Source organism: Paenibacillus sp. FSL P2-0089 (genome assembly GCF_038595095.1).
Taxonomy (GTDB): domain Bacteria; phylum Bacillota; class Bacilli; order Paenibacillales; family Paenibacillaceae; genus Paenibacillus_AQ; species Paenibacillus_AQ silagei.
In genome coordinates, this window is sequence record NZ_CP152006.1 from 6,767,583 (window position 1) to 6,783,351 (window position 15,769).

Genomic DNA, 15,769 nt, shown 5'->3' on the forward strand with positions numbered 1-15,769 from the left:
TTACAACGTTTTCGCTTTTTCCACGGCTTCTTCAATCGTGCCTACGAACAGGAACGCTACTTCCGGAAGATCATCATGCTTACCTTCCAGGATTTCCTTGAAGCTGCGTACGGTTTCTTTGATCGGCACGTATTTGCCTTTGAAGCCGGTGAACTGCTCTGCTACGTGGAACGGCTGGGACAGGAAGCGCTCAACCTTACGGGCGCGGGCCACAATGACCTTATCCTCTTCACTCAGCTCATCCATACCGAGGATGGCAATGATATCCTGAAGCTCGGTATAACGCTGCAGCAGCTGCTTAACGCCTTGTGCCACGTTATAGTGCTCTTCGCCGACGATTTCCGGTGCCAGCATCCGCGAGCTGGAAGCCAGCGGGTCAACCGCAGGGAAAATCCCTTTTTCGGAGATTTTACGCTCCAGGTTGGTCGTTGCATCCAAGTGGGCAAATGCCGTAGCCGGTGCAGGGTCAGTATAGTCATCCGCAGGCACATAGATCGCCTGGATGGATGTAACAGAGCCTTTCTTCGTGGACGTAATCCGTTCCTGCAGCTGGCCCATTTCTGTAGCCAGCGTAGGCTGGTAACCTACCGCAGATGGCATCCGGCCGAGCAGGGCAGATACTTCGGAACCCGCCTGAGTGAAGCGGAAGATGTTATCGATAAAGAGCAGCGTATCGCGGCCTTCCACATCACGGAAATATTCCGCCATAGTCAGACCGGTCAGTGCTACGCGCAGACGCGCGCCCGGAGGCTCATTCATTTGTCCGAAGACCATGGCCGTTTTCTTGATTACGCCGGAATCGGTCATTTCGTGATAGAGGTCATTCCCCTCACGTGTCCGCTCGCCAACGCCGGCGAATACGGAGATCCCGCCGTGTTCCTGTGCGATGTTGTTGATCAATTCCTGGATGGTTACTGTTTTACCTACGCCGGCACCGCCGAACAGGCCGATTTTACCGCCCTTGGCATAGGGTGCCAGCAAGTCGATAACTTTAATTCCGGTCTCCAGAACCTCTGCCTGAGTTGACAATTCATCAAAGGTAGGAGCCAGACGGTGGATCGGGTTTCTAGCCGCCACCACTTCAGCACCGTTATCGATTGGATTACCAAGTACGTTAAATACGCGGCCAAGTGTTGCTTCACCCACAGGAACCGAGATTGGCGCTCCCTGGTCAATAGCGTCAATCCCGCGAACCAGTCCATCTGTAGAGGACATGGCGATACAGCGCACCAGGTTATCTCCAAGATGATTGGAAACTTCAAGAGTCAGATCCATGCTGCGGCCATCGCTGAGGCTCGCAACTATTTTGATGGCGTTGAATATCTCGGGCAGCTGGCCGCGTTCAAATTCAATATCGACAACCGGACCCATAATGCTCACAACGCGTCCTTTGTTCATCTTCATTTCCCTCCTCGAAAGCTGTTACATATGGACCTTAAGCCCACTCATATTAAGACTGCGCGTTCGCACCAGCCACGATCTCGGTAATTTCTTGCGTAATGGCCGCCTGACGGGCACGGTTGTACGTAAGTCTAAGTTCTCCGATCATTTTTGACGCGTTCTTCGTTGCACTGCCCATGGCTGTCATCTTAGCTCCCAGCTCACTGGCCTTGCCGTTCAGAAGAGCACCATAGATTAAAGTCTCGGCATATTTCGGAAGCAGAACTTCCAGCACGCCTGCAGGTGAAGGCTCGTATTCATAAGCAGCAGATGCTCCGTGATGCCCGCCTTCCCCAACGCCTTCCATAGGCAGAAGTCTGTCTACAGTCGGAACCTGGCTGATCGCATTAACGAACCGGTTGTAGCAAATGTAGATCTCATCATAGACGCCTGTCTCGAACTGGTTAACCGCCGAATAGGCAATCGACTTGATGTCGGCAAATTTCGGGGTATCGGACAGCTCGGTGATTTCTTCTACAATGGGATATTCACGGCGCCGCAAAAAGTCACGGCCTTTGCGCCCGATCACAAACAGCGCATACTCATCCTTGGACTTATGGCGTTCTGCGATCAGCATCGTTACTTTACGCAGAATATTCGCATTGTAGCCGCCGGCAAGACCTCTGTCCGAGGTGATGATCAGATAACCTGTTTTTTTGACAGGCCGGCTGACCAGCATCGGGTGCTGGAGATCCTGCGTACCGGCAGCAATACTCGAGACGACCTCTTTCAGCTTCTCTGAATACGGACGGGCTGCCTCCGCCTTCTCCTGCGCCTTGCGCAGCTTGGATGCAGCGACCATCTCCATCGCTTTGGTGATCTGTCTGGTGTTCTGAACGCTCTTAATTTGACGTTTAATATCGCGCATGCTTCTTGCCATGATTTCACCACCTTAGAGCTTTGACGTAGGTCAAAGCTAACTTCGTAAGCATAAGCTGAGCTTTGGCGTACCAAAGCTAACTTCGTAAGCATAAACGGTAAACTCTATATATTAGCTTGTAGCAAAGCCTCTTTTGAATTTCTCGATAGCATCCTTGAGCGCTGCTTCGTTGTTTGCTGTCAGATCCTTGGTATCCGCGATGGATTTCAGGATTTCAGTTGCACTGCTGTCGATAAAGGCCAGGAATTCCTTCTCGAAACGCTTAACGTCCTTGACAGGAATATCATCCAGATGTCCTTTGACAGCGGTGTACAGACTAAGCACTTGATGTTCAACGCTAAGCGGCTGGTTCACACCCTGCTTCAGAATCTCCATCATACGCGCGCCTCGGTTCAGTCGGGCCTGCGTTGATTTGTCCAGATCGGAGCCGAACTGGGAGAAGGCTTGAAGCTCACGGTATTGAGCCAGATCCAGACGCAGGGAACCGGCGACCTTCTTCATGGCTTTGATCTGTGCGGAACCCCCTACACGGGATACGGAGATACCTACGTTGATTGCCGGACGCTGACCGGAGTTGAACAAGTCGGATTCAAGGAAGATTTGGCCGTCTGTGATCGAAATTACGTTCGTTGGAATGTAAGCCGATACGTCAGAAGCCTGTGTTTCGATGAATGGCAGGGCGGTTAATGAACCACCACCAAGCGCATCGCTAAGCTTGGCCGCACGTTCCAGCAGACGGGAGTGCAGATAGAATACGTCACCAGGGAAGGCTTCACGGCCCGGTGGACGGCGGAGCAGCAGGGACAATTCGCGGTAAGCCGAAGCCTGCTTCGAAAGGTCATCATAGATTACAAGCACATGCTCGCCCTTGTACATGAAGTATTCGCCCATAGCGCAGCCTGCGTACGGAGCAATATAGAGCAGCGGAGAAGGCTCGGAAGCCGACGCGGTTACAACGATAGTGTAATCCAGCGCGCCATGACGGCGGAGGGTTTCTACTACCTGTGCAACAGTAGATTGTTTTTGTCCGATAGCAACATAGATACACTTCATCCCGTTGCCCTTCTGGTTGATGATCGCATCAATTGCGATTGCTGTCTTACCTGTCTGACGGTCACCAATGATCAGCTCGCGTTGTCCGCGGCCAATTGGCACCATGGCATCGATTGCTTTTAGCCCCGTCTGCATCGGTTCGTGTACCGACTTACGGTCGATAACCCCCGGCGCGTTATGTTCAACCGGACGGAATTCTGTAGTAGCAATCGGTCCTTTGCCGTCAAGCGGCTGGCCCAGTGCATTTACAACGCGGCCCAGCATGGCTTCGCCAACCGGAACCTGCATGATCTGGCCGGTACGTTTAACCTGATCGCCTTCGCGGATCTCTTTGTATTCACCCAGAATAACAACACCGACGTTGCTTTCTTCCAGGTTAAGCGCCATGCCCACTACCCCGTTGGAGAACTCCAGCAGTTCCCCTGCCATTGCGTTTTCCAGACCGTAGACACGGGCGATACCGTCGCCGACTTGAATGACGGTGCCAATTTCGGCCACTTCGATATCGGCTTTATATTGCTCAATTTGACTTTTGATCAAAGTGCTGATCTCTTCAGGTCTGATGCCCAATATCCTCACCCCTATCTTCTTTGCTTATCATTAAAGGATTTCTCAAGACGCGTAAGCTTACCGGCCAGACTTCCGTCATACAGCGTATCGCCGATGACGACCTTCAGTCCGCCGAGCAGGCTTGTATCGACAACATTGGTTACACGAATCTTACGGCCAGTAAGCTGGCTGAATTCAGCCGCAACACTGTCCTGTTCTGCCTGGTTCAGGGAATAAGCGGAATAGACAGTAGCGTAGCCAATGCCAAGGGCATCCCCTTCAATCTTGATATACTTAGCCAGCAGCTCTGCGAAAATATCGGTTCTGCCCCGCTTTACCAATAACTCAACAGTGTTCATTACGGCTTCCGAGACTTTACCTTGAAGTGTTCCGCGCAGCACATTCAGCTTGTCGGATTGCGAGATGCGGGGTGCCAGGATAAACCGTTTCACCTCTGCATCGTTATCAAGCACTTCAACGACTAACTTCAGCTGTTCCTCCACTTGAAGCGTAATGCCTTCATCCACCGCTACACTGTACAAGGCTTTGGCATAGCGCCCGGCAACTACCGTGTCGCGGCTCATGATCGGCCTCCTACCTCTTTGAGGTATTGATCAACAAGCTGTTCCTGTTCGCCGTCAGCTGCAACTTCCTTCTCAAGCAGCTTCGAGGCAATGCGGACCGAGGCTGTACCCAGCTCGCTGCGCAGCGCTTCTACCGCCTTGTTCTTCTCGTTCTCAATGTCACGGACCGCCTCGTCTTTCAGACGGCTTGCTTCCACGTGAGCCTGCTCAAGAATCTTGTCAACCTGGTTGTTGCTGGTAGCCTGGGACTGCTGAATGATAGCCTGTGCCTCTTGGCGTGCCTGCTGCAGGGCTTGCTTCTGCTCTTCTACATAAGCGACCGCCTGCTCTCTGGTCTTGGCTGCTTCATCCATTTGCTGCATCACCATTTCGCGGCGCTTCTCCATAATTCCGAACAACTTGCTGAAGGCAAATTTGCTGAGCAGGAAGTATAGAATTACGAAAGCAGCAATAGAAAACACTATATTTGTCCAAATGATATCCACTGAGGTCACTCCCTTCCGTTACCGCGGCTTGCGGACATATACAAAAGTAAGGCGCGGATGGCACTTGCCCTCCCCGCCAAACCGTAAAAACGGTTTATTAAGTAAACATGATCAGGAACGCGATAACTGTAGCGGCCAAAGGAATAACTTCCACGATACCTACACCGATAAACATTGTTGTCTGCAGTGCGTTACGTGCTTCCGGCTGACGGGCGATAGATTCCACCGTCTTGCTGACGATCATACCATTACCCAGACCTGCGCCGAGTGCGCCCAAACCAACCGCGATTGCTGCTGCTAAAAATTCCATTTGTAAATATCCTCCTTTAATTTCGGTTCTTTTTGTAATGTCTTAATAATATAAAATCTCCCGCGAAGGTTTCCGGCACCTGCCGCTATCCTCACGGCAGCTTATTAATGCGCTTCTTCCTCGTGGATCGTCATCTGTGCGATGTAGACCATCGTCAGAATCGTAAAGATAAAGGCCTGAAGCGCCCCGACAAAGATACTGAAGCCCTGCCAGATGGCCAGGAACGGAATACTGAACAGTCCCAGCTTCAGAATGACGGTAATCAGAACCTCGCCGGCAAAGATATTAGCGAATAGACGAATGGCAAGCGCCACTGGCTTCGCCAGGTTCTCAATGATGTTCAGCGGCAAGAAAATTGGAAACGGCTCAATATAATGTTTGAAATAATGCTTGCCGTTCAGCTTGATGCCTAAGTAGTTCATGAGTACAAACACAACGATCGCAAGTCCTGCGGTTACGTTGATGTCTGCAGTCGGCGATTTGTACCACAGAATCTCAGCATGCGCGCCATCGGCCAGGTTCTTAGTTGCTTCGATAACATGTCCGAAGACTGTAACCGGACCATCGGCCTCTGTAATAACGGAAAACGGCAGACCAAGGAGATTGGAGACGAAGATAAACAGTATCAGCGTCAATCCCAGTGATATGTAAGGCTTTCCCTTCTTCAGATCCATGGCGCTGCTGATCAGTCCCTGTACAAATTCAACCACCCATTCCATGAAATTCTGGAGCTTGGACGGATTCTCAACCGACAGGTTGCGGACGGAGAGCATGACCAGTACGAACACTATCACCGAGCTGATTACCAGCATTAGCACAGCAGACAGGTCAATCGGTATTCCGCCAACATAGATTAAAGGCATTTCGTGCATAGTATCATCCCCCTTTCTCTTTAATATGGCTACAGCTTATTCTTGATTCCTAGATATATCCCCACGGGAATAGCCAGAAGCTGGGGGATGAACAGGCCGATAATCGTTGCCTCCAGCGAGAAATGTTCGTATTTGACTGAGAACATGGTCACCAGAATTCCAAAACTGATTCTTGTAGCAAAACCAAGGCTGAAGGAGCTTTTCCCTTGCTTCGCCACCGCTGCTGTCACTCTTCTGACCTTAAGGGCTAGATAACGGAAATTAACCAGTCCTGCCAGCAAGCCGAGTGTCATTCCCAGAGTAACTGCACGGGTCTCATGATGGAGAGCCCACCCCATTACCAATCCTGCCATAATGATTACTGTCACCCTGGTGACGATATTGATTACGGGAGTCATATTATCCATTTTGCTCCCCCAAAAAATTTTTGATTAGCAAAGCAACATTCACAACTCCGAGAATCAACCCGGTAATTGTTCCGATAGCCAGCCAAAAGGCAGGTCCGTCCATCAGATTGCGCAGCCACTTTGCCACAAAAAAGCCTATTACAATGTAAGCGGTGAGCAAGCTGCCCGCACCCCCGAGTACTAGAGCCGTACGCCCCAGTCCAGGCTCATTCTTTGGTTCCTTCATAGGCTACAATCCCAACTAATTTTACTGAATATCCAGACTCTTTGTCAATTCACAGAAAATTGCCCAAAATCGCATGAAAATATGAAAATAATCACAGCAAAATACACCAAAACCATATAAACCGTACAGTTTAACTGTATGCTGCTTTTATTAACCTTAGTATATTAGTTGTCTTGCTCTGTTTTATCATTTGTGAACATTGTGTGAAATTCTTCTGGACGTTCTTCAGCGGCTCCGAAATGGTGCAAAATCGCATTGACAATTCTCTCGGAGGCTTTGCCGTCTCCATACGGGTTGGCGGCCCGGCTCATCGACTGATACAGGTTCTGATCGGTCAAAAGAGCATGTGTCCGTTGATACACCTTCTCCTCGTCCGTTCCCACAAGCTCCAGTGTTCCGGCCTCGATCCCTTCCGGGCGCTCGGTTGTATCACGCAGCACAAGCACAGGAACTCCAAAGGAGGGAGCTTCCTCCTGCAGGCCGCCGGAATCGGTCAATATCAGGTGGGTATGCGGATAAAAGTTATGCAGGTCAACGACATCCAGCGGATCAATCAGCTTGATTCTAGGGTGTCCGCCGAGGATCTCATGCGCCGGTTCCTTGACTGCGGGACTCGGGTGCACGGGATACACAATGGCTACATCTTCAAATTCATCAGCGATTCTTTTGACTGCACGGAAAATATGACGGTGCGGTTCGCCTTGGGATTCTCTGCGGTGCGCCGTCATCAAAATAAGTCTTTTTCCTGAAGCAAAATCAAGGACCGGATGCCGGTAGTCCGGCTGTACGGTATATTGAAACACATCGGTTACGGTATTGCCTGTGATATAAATACTTGATTCTTTTTTGTTCTCGTGTCTCAGGTTGCCCGCTGACCAATGGGTCGGAGCAAAATGCAGATCAGCAAGCACGCCTGTCAGCTGACGGTTCATTTCTTCCGGATAAGGCGAAAGCTTGTTCCATGTCCGAAGACCTGCTTCCACATGCCCAACCTGAATCTGCTGCAGGAAAGACGCATAGCTGGCCAGGAAGGTGGTCAGGGTATCGCCATGTACAAGCACGAGGTCCGGCTTCACTTCGCGGAGCACCGGCTCCAGGCCTTCGAGCACCCGGATCGTGATCTCATTAAGCGTCTGGCGGTCCTTCATTACGTCCAGATCATAATCCGGGGTAATTTTGAACACCTCAAGCACCTGATCCAGCAGCTCCCGGTGCTGCGCAGTTACACAAACAATCGATTCAATCTGCTCAGGATGTCTGTTCAGCTCCAGAACCAGAGGCGCCATCTTGATTGCCTCGGGGCGCACTCCGAAAATCGTCATTACTTTAATTTTGGACATAAGCCCTTCCCTCTCTTCTGAAAACCGCGGTCTATTGGGTTCGTACTATTATTATCTGTTATTATCTGTGCTTTTTACTTGGTTCCGTACAGTCTGTCCCCGGCATCTCCGAGGCCCGGAACGATATATCCGTGATCATTCAAATGATCGTCAAGCGCTGCAACATAGATATCCACATCCGGATGAGCAGCTTGTACAGCCGCAACACCTTCCGGGGCAGCAATCAGGTTCATCATCTTGATCTGAGTGCAGCCGCGGTTCTTAAGCGAGGTAATCGCCGCAATGGCAGAGCCGCCTGTAGCCAGCATAGGATCGATTACGATCAGCTCACGTTCCTGGACATCCGTAGGAAGCTTAATGTAGTACTCCACCGGCTGCAGGGTGTCCGGATCACGGAACAGGCCTACATGACCTACCTTCGCCGCAGGAAGCAGCTTAAGAACACCTTCCAGCATGCCAAGACCGGCGCGCAGAATCGGAATCAGCCCGAGCATTCTTCCAGAAATCACCTTGCTCTGCGTTTCCTGCACTGGCGTCTGCACCGTAATGGTCTCCAGCGGGATATCACGTGTAATCTCATAAGCCATAAGTGTTGCTACTTCATCGACATGCTCCCTGAAGTCTTTTGTGTTGGTCCGCACATCGCGAATGAATGTCAATTTGTGCTGAATCAATGGATGATCGCAAATCACCAATTTTCCCATGTTGTCCCTCCGGTAATTGTAAGTCTTATTTATAGCCAAAGTAAGCGCTGTGCTTCTCAGGTGGCTAAATCCTATCTATTATATCATCACCAAGACTGCTTTTCACCTACAGATAGACGGATCCGCGAGTCCTCCCGCTTCCTGCAGACTCCCAGCCCATGGAAGCTTAAGTCAATATATCCACCTCTTTGGATATAAAACAAAGCTTAGTCTGTACGATTGAGCGCTTTTAATACTATTCACAGTTCTTTCACTACTTTTAATGAAAGTTCCATGAACTTTCATGTAACTTTCAGTATAATTCAAACGTTTTCCCGGCAGCCATTTGTGAACATTATGTAACAGCAACGCAGCAAATAAAAAGCCTTTGCGTACTTCCGGCGGAACCGGGTACGCAAAGGCGATTATTAGAGGACTCTGATTAATACTGCAATCCAGGGTAAATCGGATATTGTTCAGTCAGCTTGGCTACCTCACGGGCCGCCTGAGTCAAGTTAGCTTCATCCTGCGGATTCTTCAGGACAGCAGCAATAATCCGGCCGATTGTAACCATAGCCTGCTCATCCATACCGCGTGAAGTAACAGCCGGTGTGCCGATGCGGATACCGCTGGTTACGAATGGGCTAGTCGGGTCAAACGGAATCGCGTTCTTGTTGACTGTAATTCCGATGGAATCCAGTACCTTCTCAGCGACCTTGCCGGTAATGTTCAGGTTGCGGGTATCCAGCAGGATCAGATGGTTATCGGTTCCGCCGGATACAATATTAATACCTTCGCCAACAAGGGTCTCTGCCAGTACCTTGGCATTCTTAACTACGTTCTCGGCATAAGTCTTGAATGAAGGCTGCAGCGCCTCACCGAACGATACGGCTTTGGACGCAATCACATGCATCAAAGGTCCGCCCTGGGAACCAGGGAAGACTGCTTTATCAATCGCGGCAGCCCATGGCTGTCTGCACAGAATCATTCCGCCGCGCGGACCGCGCAGGGTTTTGTGCGTAGTTGTAGTCACGAAGTGGGCATGAGGAACCGGACTCGGGTGAAGACCGGCAGCTACCAGACCGGCAATATGGGCCATATCGACCATGAACAGAGCGCCCACATCATTCGCAATCGAACCGAGTGCGGCAAAATCAATCGTACGCGGATACGCGCTCGCACCGGCAACGATCATTTTGGGACGATGCTTGAAGGCGGCTTTGCGCACTTCATCATAATCGATCAGGAAGGAATCCTCTTGTACGCCATAAGCCACGAAGTTATACAGAATTCCGGAGGCATTCACCGGGCTGCCGTGGGTCAAATGGCCGCCATGCGCCAGATTCATACCCAGTACGGTATCGCCAGGGCTAAGGGCAGCAAGATATACAGCCATGTTAGCCTGTGCGCCGGAATGCGGCTGCACGTTGGCATGCTCTGCACCGAACAGCTCCTTGGCACGGTCACGGGCCAGGTTCTCTACGATATCCACATCTTCACAGCCGCCGTAGTAACGCTTGCCGGGATAACCTTCGGCGTATTTGTTGGTAAGCACGGAGCCCATGGCCTCCATGACGGCTTCACTTACAATATTCTCTGAGGCAATAAGTTCAATGTTCGCACGCTGGCGGCTCAGTTCGAGGCCCATCGCTTCCAGTACTGCCGGGTCACTTTTACGCAATTGTTCCATGTTTCTAATTTCCTCCCTGTAACTCTGATTTATGTGGTATTAGTTAAAACCTCTCACTTCAGTCACAATTCACGGAACCGCTAGTCTCAGGCGTGCGGTACACGGCCCGTTCCCCGCCGATCAGCGGCGGTCTGCTCCATGCGGCATTTACCCGGGCAGCCCCGATATACCGCAGGCTAGGCCGGTAAGGTACGGCAATCCGGCGCAGATGCATGCCAATCAGGGTCTCCCCGATATCTATACCGGCATGAGCTTCAATCGTCTCTGCCAGTACCGGATCTGTCATGGACTGGTAGGCCGCAGCAGCCATGGAGCCTCCGGCTCCCGGAATGGGCACAGCCGACACCTCTCTAAGGCGAAGGGATTCCAGCAGAGCGCGTTCCATCACCAGCGAACGGTTCAAATGCTCGCAGCATTGATAGACCGGGTGAAAACCAAATTCATCCGCAATCTGCGTAATCCCCTCCAGCAGCTGCCGCGCAACCTCCAGCGCACCGCCTGTCCCAATCCGCTTCCCCGCCACTTCGCTTGTGCTGGCTCCGACGACCAGGATCTTCCCCGGACCGAGCTGGCCCGCTACTGCGAGTTCACGCGTTACCGCAGCAGTGGCTGCGGCCAAAGAAAGCTCCCCGCTGCCCGTTAGCTGCTGCTCTGCAGCTGCCATACCGGATAAGCGGTCATCCCCTGACTTCTGCTTCAGGACTTCCTCCATCTTACCGCCCCCTTCAACCGTTTCTGATTTCCATGGAGATGCAACTTTTAAACAAAAAAGAGCAGTCCGCAGGTTGAACTGCGGATGTGCTCTTTTGCCCAGGCGACCGGCCGTTTATTCCAGGTGCTCCATCGTGGTTTCATCCACACTTGTCGCCAGTTACACCGGAACCGGATCATATTTATTACATCTTAAGGGATAGTCAGCAAAAAATCAACCACTTCAAAGCCGTCTCAGCGATTCAAGCTTATCGAGCAGACTGTACAGCGCCGTACGGATCTCGGCAGCCGCCAGCTCGTAATCTTCACGCGAGCCGCCGAACGGATCACTGATATCGAAGCTGGGGATACGCTGGCGGATCTCAATCATCCGCTGCATAGCCGCAGCATCCGGCTCGGTGCCCAGGGCCAGATTCAGCTCCGCATCTGCATACAAGCTGTCCAGCTCCCGGATATCGGCGTTCACGGATTCCTGCGTCTGGACATATTCCTTAAGGGTATGGGTCTTGGTAACGGCGTCAGGAAAATATTGCAGCAAGTGCCGCTTATGCGCTCCTGTCAGGGTGAGGATCAGATCGGCCCAAGCCACTGCCTCCCCGTTCAGCTGTGAGGATACGATGCGGTCCTGAATCCCTTCATCCTGCAGAATGCCCGCAGCATGTCTGGATATGGAAGTACCCGGGACAGCAGAAACTCCGGCAGACCGCACCTCCACATGAATGCCCCGCTCCTTCGCAAGCTTCCGCAGAAGCCCTTCGGCCATGGGACTACGGCAGGTATTACCTGTGCAGACAAATAAAATATGCAGCAACCTTTCCACCTCCGGTAAACATTATAATTTCGGTATTAAGCAAGCTTAAAAATTATGGGTATTGCCGTTATTGTATCAAAAGATGAACATCAAGCCAAACGCCAGGAGAATGGCTCCACCCAGCGCTTCCCCGTACTCTCCGAGGCCCCGGCTCACCCGCCTGCCCAGCAGCAGCCCTGTAATGGACATAACACCGCCACAGGCACCGAAGGCCAGCACGGTTAGAATAATACTATTCACAAACATCCCAAGCGAAACCCCGACCGAGAACGAATCCACACTTACACTGAGCGAGATCAGCAGCATGCCCCACACTGTCCGGTGATCCATCTGCCGGCTGCTGCCGCCGTCGTCCTGACGGAAGGAGTTGAACACCATATGTCCGCCCAGCAGAACAAGCAGGCCTCCGGCAGCATAGGTGGTAACCTGTCCCAGCAAATGCCCGACATAGCTGCCCGTGAACAAGCCCAGCAGCGGCATCAGCACATGAAAAAAAGCAATCAGCAGGCTAAGCTGCAGCACATGCAGCAGACGGATGCCCCTCATCCCGATGCCCACGCCAAGCGAGAACGCATCCATCCCCAGCGCAACTGCCATAATGGCCACTGTTACTATCTGGCCCCAGCCCCCATGTATTCCGCCCCAGCCCCCATACATTCCGTCCCAGCCCATGAATAACCCTCCACCCTGAGTCCGTAAGTTCTTGTACAACAACGATATGCGGACAAGATGGTATTCATGACTGCGGGGTGGATGGCAGGGCGGGGGCGAAGGGACCCAGGTTGCGTAATATCAGGTGTATCCGAACATTCATTTTCCAAATTTATCGAAGTATTCCTTTGCCTTTTTGAGGATGGCCAACTCTTCCTCCATCTCGGCCAGCTGCCGATTGCGTTCCTTCAGTTTCCGTTCAAGCTCTCTGAGTTTGTCCTGACCGGCTTCCTGATCCTTTCCACTCATAGCAGCACCTCCACGTTAATCTTATGAGTTCCAGTCTCTTAGCAGGAGGACATGGTCCATACCATTCTAACAGCAACTGACTACCCGGCGTCGATCACTGATTCTCCAGCGGCTTTCATCAGCCGGTTCATGATGGCTGCGCCGAGGCCCGTGACCGGGCAGGCCTCGGCCAGAATGTACGTGGCCCCCGCTTCATCAAAGCGCCGCAAAGCGGCATACAGGAAGCGGGCGGCCTCCTCCGGCGAGGACAGCGAGCCGAGAGACACCGTGCAGGCGGCCGGGTCGGCGGGATACAGGGCCCTATGCTCCTCGAAGAGGAGCAGGCCCGTAATCTCGCCCGCCCGCTGCGCCGCCTGCAGCAGCCCTGCGGCGGTCTCCGCCACGCGCTGCGCGGAGGAGCCGCGTACGATGCCAAGCGCGCCGCGCGGGGCATAGTGCGTGTACTTCATGCCCGGCGCGCGCGGCGCCGGGCTGTTGCCTGCGGCCGCCTGCGCAGCAGCGCCGGCTTCGCCGCCGCCGGGCACGGCTGCCGGCGGCACAGGCACGGACCCGCCGCCGGATGCACCGGCAGGCGTGTCCGCCCCGGCGGCCGGCTCCGCTGCGGCCGCTTCAGTGCCGGTCACCGCCGCGAGCTGCTCGGCGGTGATGCCCCCGGGACGGAGCACGGCTACCGTCCCATCCGGCTGCACCTGCACCACGGTCGACTCCAGGCCGACCCCGGCCGCGCCGCCGTCCAGAACCCCGCCGATATATCCGGCGAGGTCTTCCAGCACATGGGCGGCCAGCGTCGGACTCGGCCGCCCGGAGCGGTTGGCGCTAGGCGCAGCCACCGGGCAATCCGCCGCGCGCAGCAGCGCAAGCGCCACCGGATGATCCGGCATGCGCACGCCAACCGTATCCAGACCCGCCGTCACCAGCGGCGAGAGGACGCCGGGACGGACCGGCAGCACCAGCGTCAGCGGGCCGGGCCAGAACGCATCGATCAGCGCCTCGGCCACCGGATGCACCTCCGTCACCAGGTGACCGAGATCCTCCCGCCGGGCAATATGCACGATCAGCGGGTTATCGGAGGGACGGCCTTTGGCTGCGAACACCGCTTCTACCGCTGCGGTATTCCGCGCATCTGCGCCCAGCCCGTACACCGTCTCCGTCGGAAAGGCCACTGTCTCCCCGCTCCGCAGCAGCGTTGCCGCTTCCGAGATCATGCCCAGGTCACTCGTGCTCACCGGCAAACCGTCAGAACTCTCCGTTCCGCCATTCGTTCCCTCCTTGCCGGAAGCAAGGCTCCAGTACAGGGTGGATTCTATATGACCGCTGCGGCGCTGGGCCGCGAACGGTGAATGCTGATCTTCTGTCATCTATCATCACTAGCTTTCTGAATTGAATTATTACGCAAGTGAAAACGGCTTTTGCCGTCCTTTTTAAGGACGGTACCGTTTCAGCGAGAAAGATAAGGATAATTATAGCGCGAAGCATATTGATTCTTATCTTTGAACAAAATCATCCGACCGGATGAATCGGATTACCTGCGCGTCAGCACAATGTATGCTGTTTTTCACATACATTTGGTTCATGCGCCTGCGTGTCAGCACAATGAATGCTGTTTTCCACATACATTTGGCCCATGCGCCTGCGTGTCAGCACAATGTATGCTGTTTTCCACATACATTTGGCCCATGCGCCTGCATGTCAGCACAATGTATGCTGTTTTCCACATACATTCGGCCCATGCGCCTGCGTGTCAGCACAATGTATGCTGTTTTCCACATACATTTGGCCCATATGCCTGTACCAGCCGATTGTGCTCGGTTTTAGACACCTTGTCCACAACAGGAGGAAACTATAGTTTCCTCTACACTCAAAAACGGCCCCCTCAGGTGGAGCCGCCTCTGCTCAAGTTCTGCAATCATCGTACCATATCCGGCGCAAAAACTGTAGAATCCAATATACGTTTACGCCATGCTTTTCAGGACATTCAGGCGAACAGCCCGCAGATCCAGCTCCAGATATTCTTCAGCAGCTCCCACACGAAGAACTTCACCTTCGGTGTCTCAGCAGCATCACCTGAACTTCCTGCCTTGTTAGCAGAATCCGAGAGACTGGATACTGCCCCTTGCGCTGTTCCATCCGCCGCCTTCACCTTCGCACCGTCTCCCGAAGCCTTGGCTGAGACCTTAGCCGCCTCCTTAGCCCCTGCCTTAGCAGCAGCCGGTTCTGCAGCCGCAGCATCCCCGGTTCCCGCATCGATGAAGCAGAGCGGCGGAAACAGCACACACCACCAGTTCTGCCCTTTGCCTGCTCCAAGCGTGACCCGGACGGCCTCGTATTCTCCGGCTGGATAGACCCGTCCGCCATACATTTTGGTCGGAAAAGGAACCGTGCCCAGCTCCACCTGATAGCCGTACTTAATCCCGCGCTGCGCCAGCTCTCTGCCCACCAGCTCATTCAGCTCCGGCAGATGATTACGGATCAGGGCACGGGCCTGCTCCAGACTCTGCGGATCTTCCAGCCCGGCCACCCACTGATTGATCTGCTCCACGATCCGGTCACGAATCTGGCGCTTCACCAGCTGATCCCCGGTGCCGTCCGAATTCGCCAGAATACGCAAGCGGATCGACTCCTGCGGGATGGATACCTCTGCTACGGCGGCATCGCTTTTTTGCCCTTCCCAGGCCATCATCAGAATCATAAAAAAACAAATTAAAATGGCAGTATACTTAAAGGTAATCCGCAGGGAATCCCCTCGCTCCAGCTTATAATCCTCCATC

18 protein-coding genes and 1 riboswitch are annotated in these 15,769 nt (G+C 53.3%); all 18 genes read right to left on the reverse strand.

What is annotated here, in order from left to right:
• The 18 genes from atpD to spoIIR all read right to left on the reverse strand — a co-directional run bounded on the left by atpD (position 1) and on the right by spoIIR (position 15,768).
• Entirely contained in the window at positions 1 to 1,398 is a 1,398-nt protein-coding gene (gene atpD / locus NST69_RS28800) for a F0F1 ATP synthase subunit beta (RefSeq protein WP_036721719.1), read from the reverse strand.
• 52 nt (positions 1,399 to 1,450) lie between these two features.
• Complete coding sequence (gene atpG, locus NST69_RS28805) at positions 1,451 to 2,320, reverse strand: ATP synthase F1 subunit gamma (protein WP_076084536.1); 870 nt, start codon at positions 2,318 to 2,320, stop codon at positions 1,451 to 1,453.
• Between the two features lie 111 nt (positions 2,321 to 2,431).
• Positions 2,432 to 3,943: a F0F1 ATP synthase subunit alpha gene (gene atpA, locus NST69_RS28810; protein WP_342547766.1), complete on the reverse strand. Its 1,512-nt coding sequence runs from the start codon at positions 3,941 to 3,943 to the stop codon at positions 2,432 to 2,434.
• Positions 3,944 to 3,954: 11 nt separating this feature from the next.
• Positions 3,955 to 4,506, reverse strand: a complete 552-nt coding sequence (locus NST69_RS28815; protein WP_036721725.1) for a F0F1 ATP synthase subunit delta — start codon at positions 4,504 to 4,506, stop codon at positions 3,955 to 3,957.
• Complete coding sequence (atpF, locus tag NST69_RS28820; RefSeq protein ID WP_339311859.1) at positions 4,503 to 4,991, reverse strand: F0F1 ATP synthase subunit B; 489 nt, start codon at positions 4,989 to 4,991, stop codon at positions 4,503 to 4,505. Before atpF ends, NST69_RS28815 begins: the two co-directional genes overlap by 4 nt.
• A gap of 97 nt (positions 4,992 to 5,088) precedes the next feature.
• Entirely contained in the window at positions 5,089 to 5,301 is a 213-nt protein-coding gene (gene atpE, locus NST69_RS28825) for a F0F1 ATP synthase subunit C (RefSeq protein WP_036699216.1), read from the reverse strand.
• A gap of 104 nt (positions 5,302 to 5,405) precedes the next feature.
• Positions 5,406 to 6,173: a F0F1 ATP synthase subunit A gene (gene atpB, locus NST69_RS28830; protein ID WP_036699217.1), complete on the reverse strand. Its 768-nt coding sequence runs from the start codon at positions 6,171 to 6,173 to the stop codon at positions 5,406 to 5,408.
• A 29-nt stretch (positions 6,174 to 6,202) separates the two neighbouring features.
• On the reverse strand, positions 6,203 to 6,580 hold the full coding sequence (locus tag NST69_RS28835; RefSeq protein ID WP_036699219.1) for an ATP synthase subunit I: 378 nt from the start codon (positions 6,578 to 6,580) through the stop codon (positions 6,203 to 6,205).
• The gene (locus NST69_RS28840; protein ID WP_076084545.1) at positions 6,573 to 6,806 is read right to left on the reverse strand and encodes an ATPase F0F1; all 234 of its coding nucleotides are present in this window, start codon (positions 6,804 to 6,806) and stop codon (positions 6,573 to 6,575) included. The genes NST69_RS28835 and NST69_RS28840 overlap by 8 nt, the downstream gene beginning before the upstream one ends.
• Positions 6,807 to 6,970: 164 nt before the next feature.
• Positions 6,971 to 8,146: a UDP-N-acetylglucosamine 2-epimerase (non-hydrolyzing) gene (wecB, locus tag NST69_RS28845; RefSeq protein WP_209868448.1), complete on the reverse strand. Its 1,176-nt coding sequence runs from the start codon at positions 8,144 to 8,146 to the stop codon at positions 6,971 to 6,973.
• A 74-nt stretch (positions 8,147 to 8,220) separates the two neighbouring features.
• Positions 8,221 to 8,850, reverse strand: coding sequence for a uracil phosphoribosyltransferase (gene upp, locus NST69_RS28850; protein ID WP_036721735.1), 630 nt, complete (start codon positions 8,848 to 8,850; stop codon positions 8,221 to 8,223).
• 421 nt (positions 8,851 to 9,271) lie between these two features.
• A complete protein-coding gene (glyA, locus tag NST69_RS28855) occupies positions 9,272 to 10,519 on the reverse strand; it encodes a serine hydroxymethyltransferase (protein ID WP_036721737.1) in 1,248 nt (415 codons plus the stop codon).
• A gap of 58 nt (positions 10,520 to 10,577) precedes the next feature.
• The gene (locus tag NST69_RS28860; protein WP_245367932.1) at positions 10,578 to 11,183 is read right to left on the reverse strand and encodes a TIGR01440 family protein; all 606 of its coding nucleotides are present in this window, start codon (positions 11,181 to 11,183) and stop codon (positions 10,578 to 10,580) included.
• Positions 11,184 to 11,320: 137 nt separating this feature from the next.
• A riboswitch (ZMP/ZTP riboswitch) is annotated at positions 11,321 to 11,404 on the reverse strand.
• A gap of 49 nt (positions 11,405 to 11,453) precedes the next feature.
• Positions 11,454 to 12,041 carry a low molecular weight protein arginine phosphatase gene (locus NST69_RS28865; RefSeq protein ID WP_036721738.1) on the reverse strand — a complete coding sequence of 196 codons (588 nt, stop codon included), beginning with the start codon at positions 12,039 to 12,041 and terminating at the stop codon, positions 11,454 to 11,456.
• A gap of 75 nt (positions 12,042 to 12,116) precedes the next feature.
• Positions 12,117 to 12,713, reverse strand: a complete 597-nt coding sequence (locus NST69_RS28870; protein WP_235191729.1) for a manganese efflux pump — start codon at positions 12,711 to 12,713, stop codon at positions 12,117 to 12,119.
• A gap of 138 nt (positions 12,714 to 12,851) precedes the next feature.
• Positions 12,852 to 13,001 (reverse strand): hypothetical protein, encoded by a 150-nt coding sequence (locus NST69_RS28875; protein ID WP_342547771.1) that lies wholly within the window; start codon positions 12,999 to 13,001, stop codon positions 12,852 to 12,854.
• Between the two features lie 80 nt (positions 13,002 to 13,081).
• Complete coding sequence (locus tag NST69_RS28880; RefSeq protein WP_342547772.1) at positions 13,082 to 14,359, reverse strand: L-threonylcarbamoyladenylate synthase; 1,278 nt, start codon at positions 14,357 to 14,359, stop codon at positions 13,082 to 13,084.
• Positions 14,360 to 14,976: 617 nt separating this feature from the next.
• A complete protein-coding gene (spoIIR, locus tag NST69_RS28885; RefSeq protein ID WP_342547773.1) occupies positions 14,977 to 15,768 on the reverse strand; it encodes a stage II sporulation protein R in 792 nt (263 codons plus the stop codon).
• Position 15,769 lies beyond the last annotated feature (1 nt).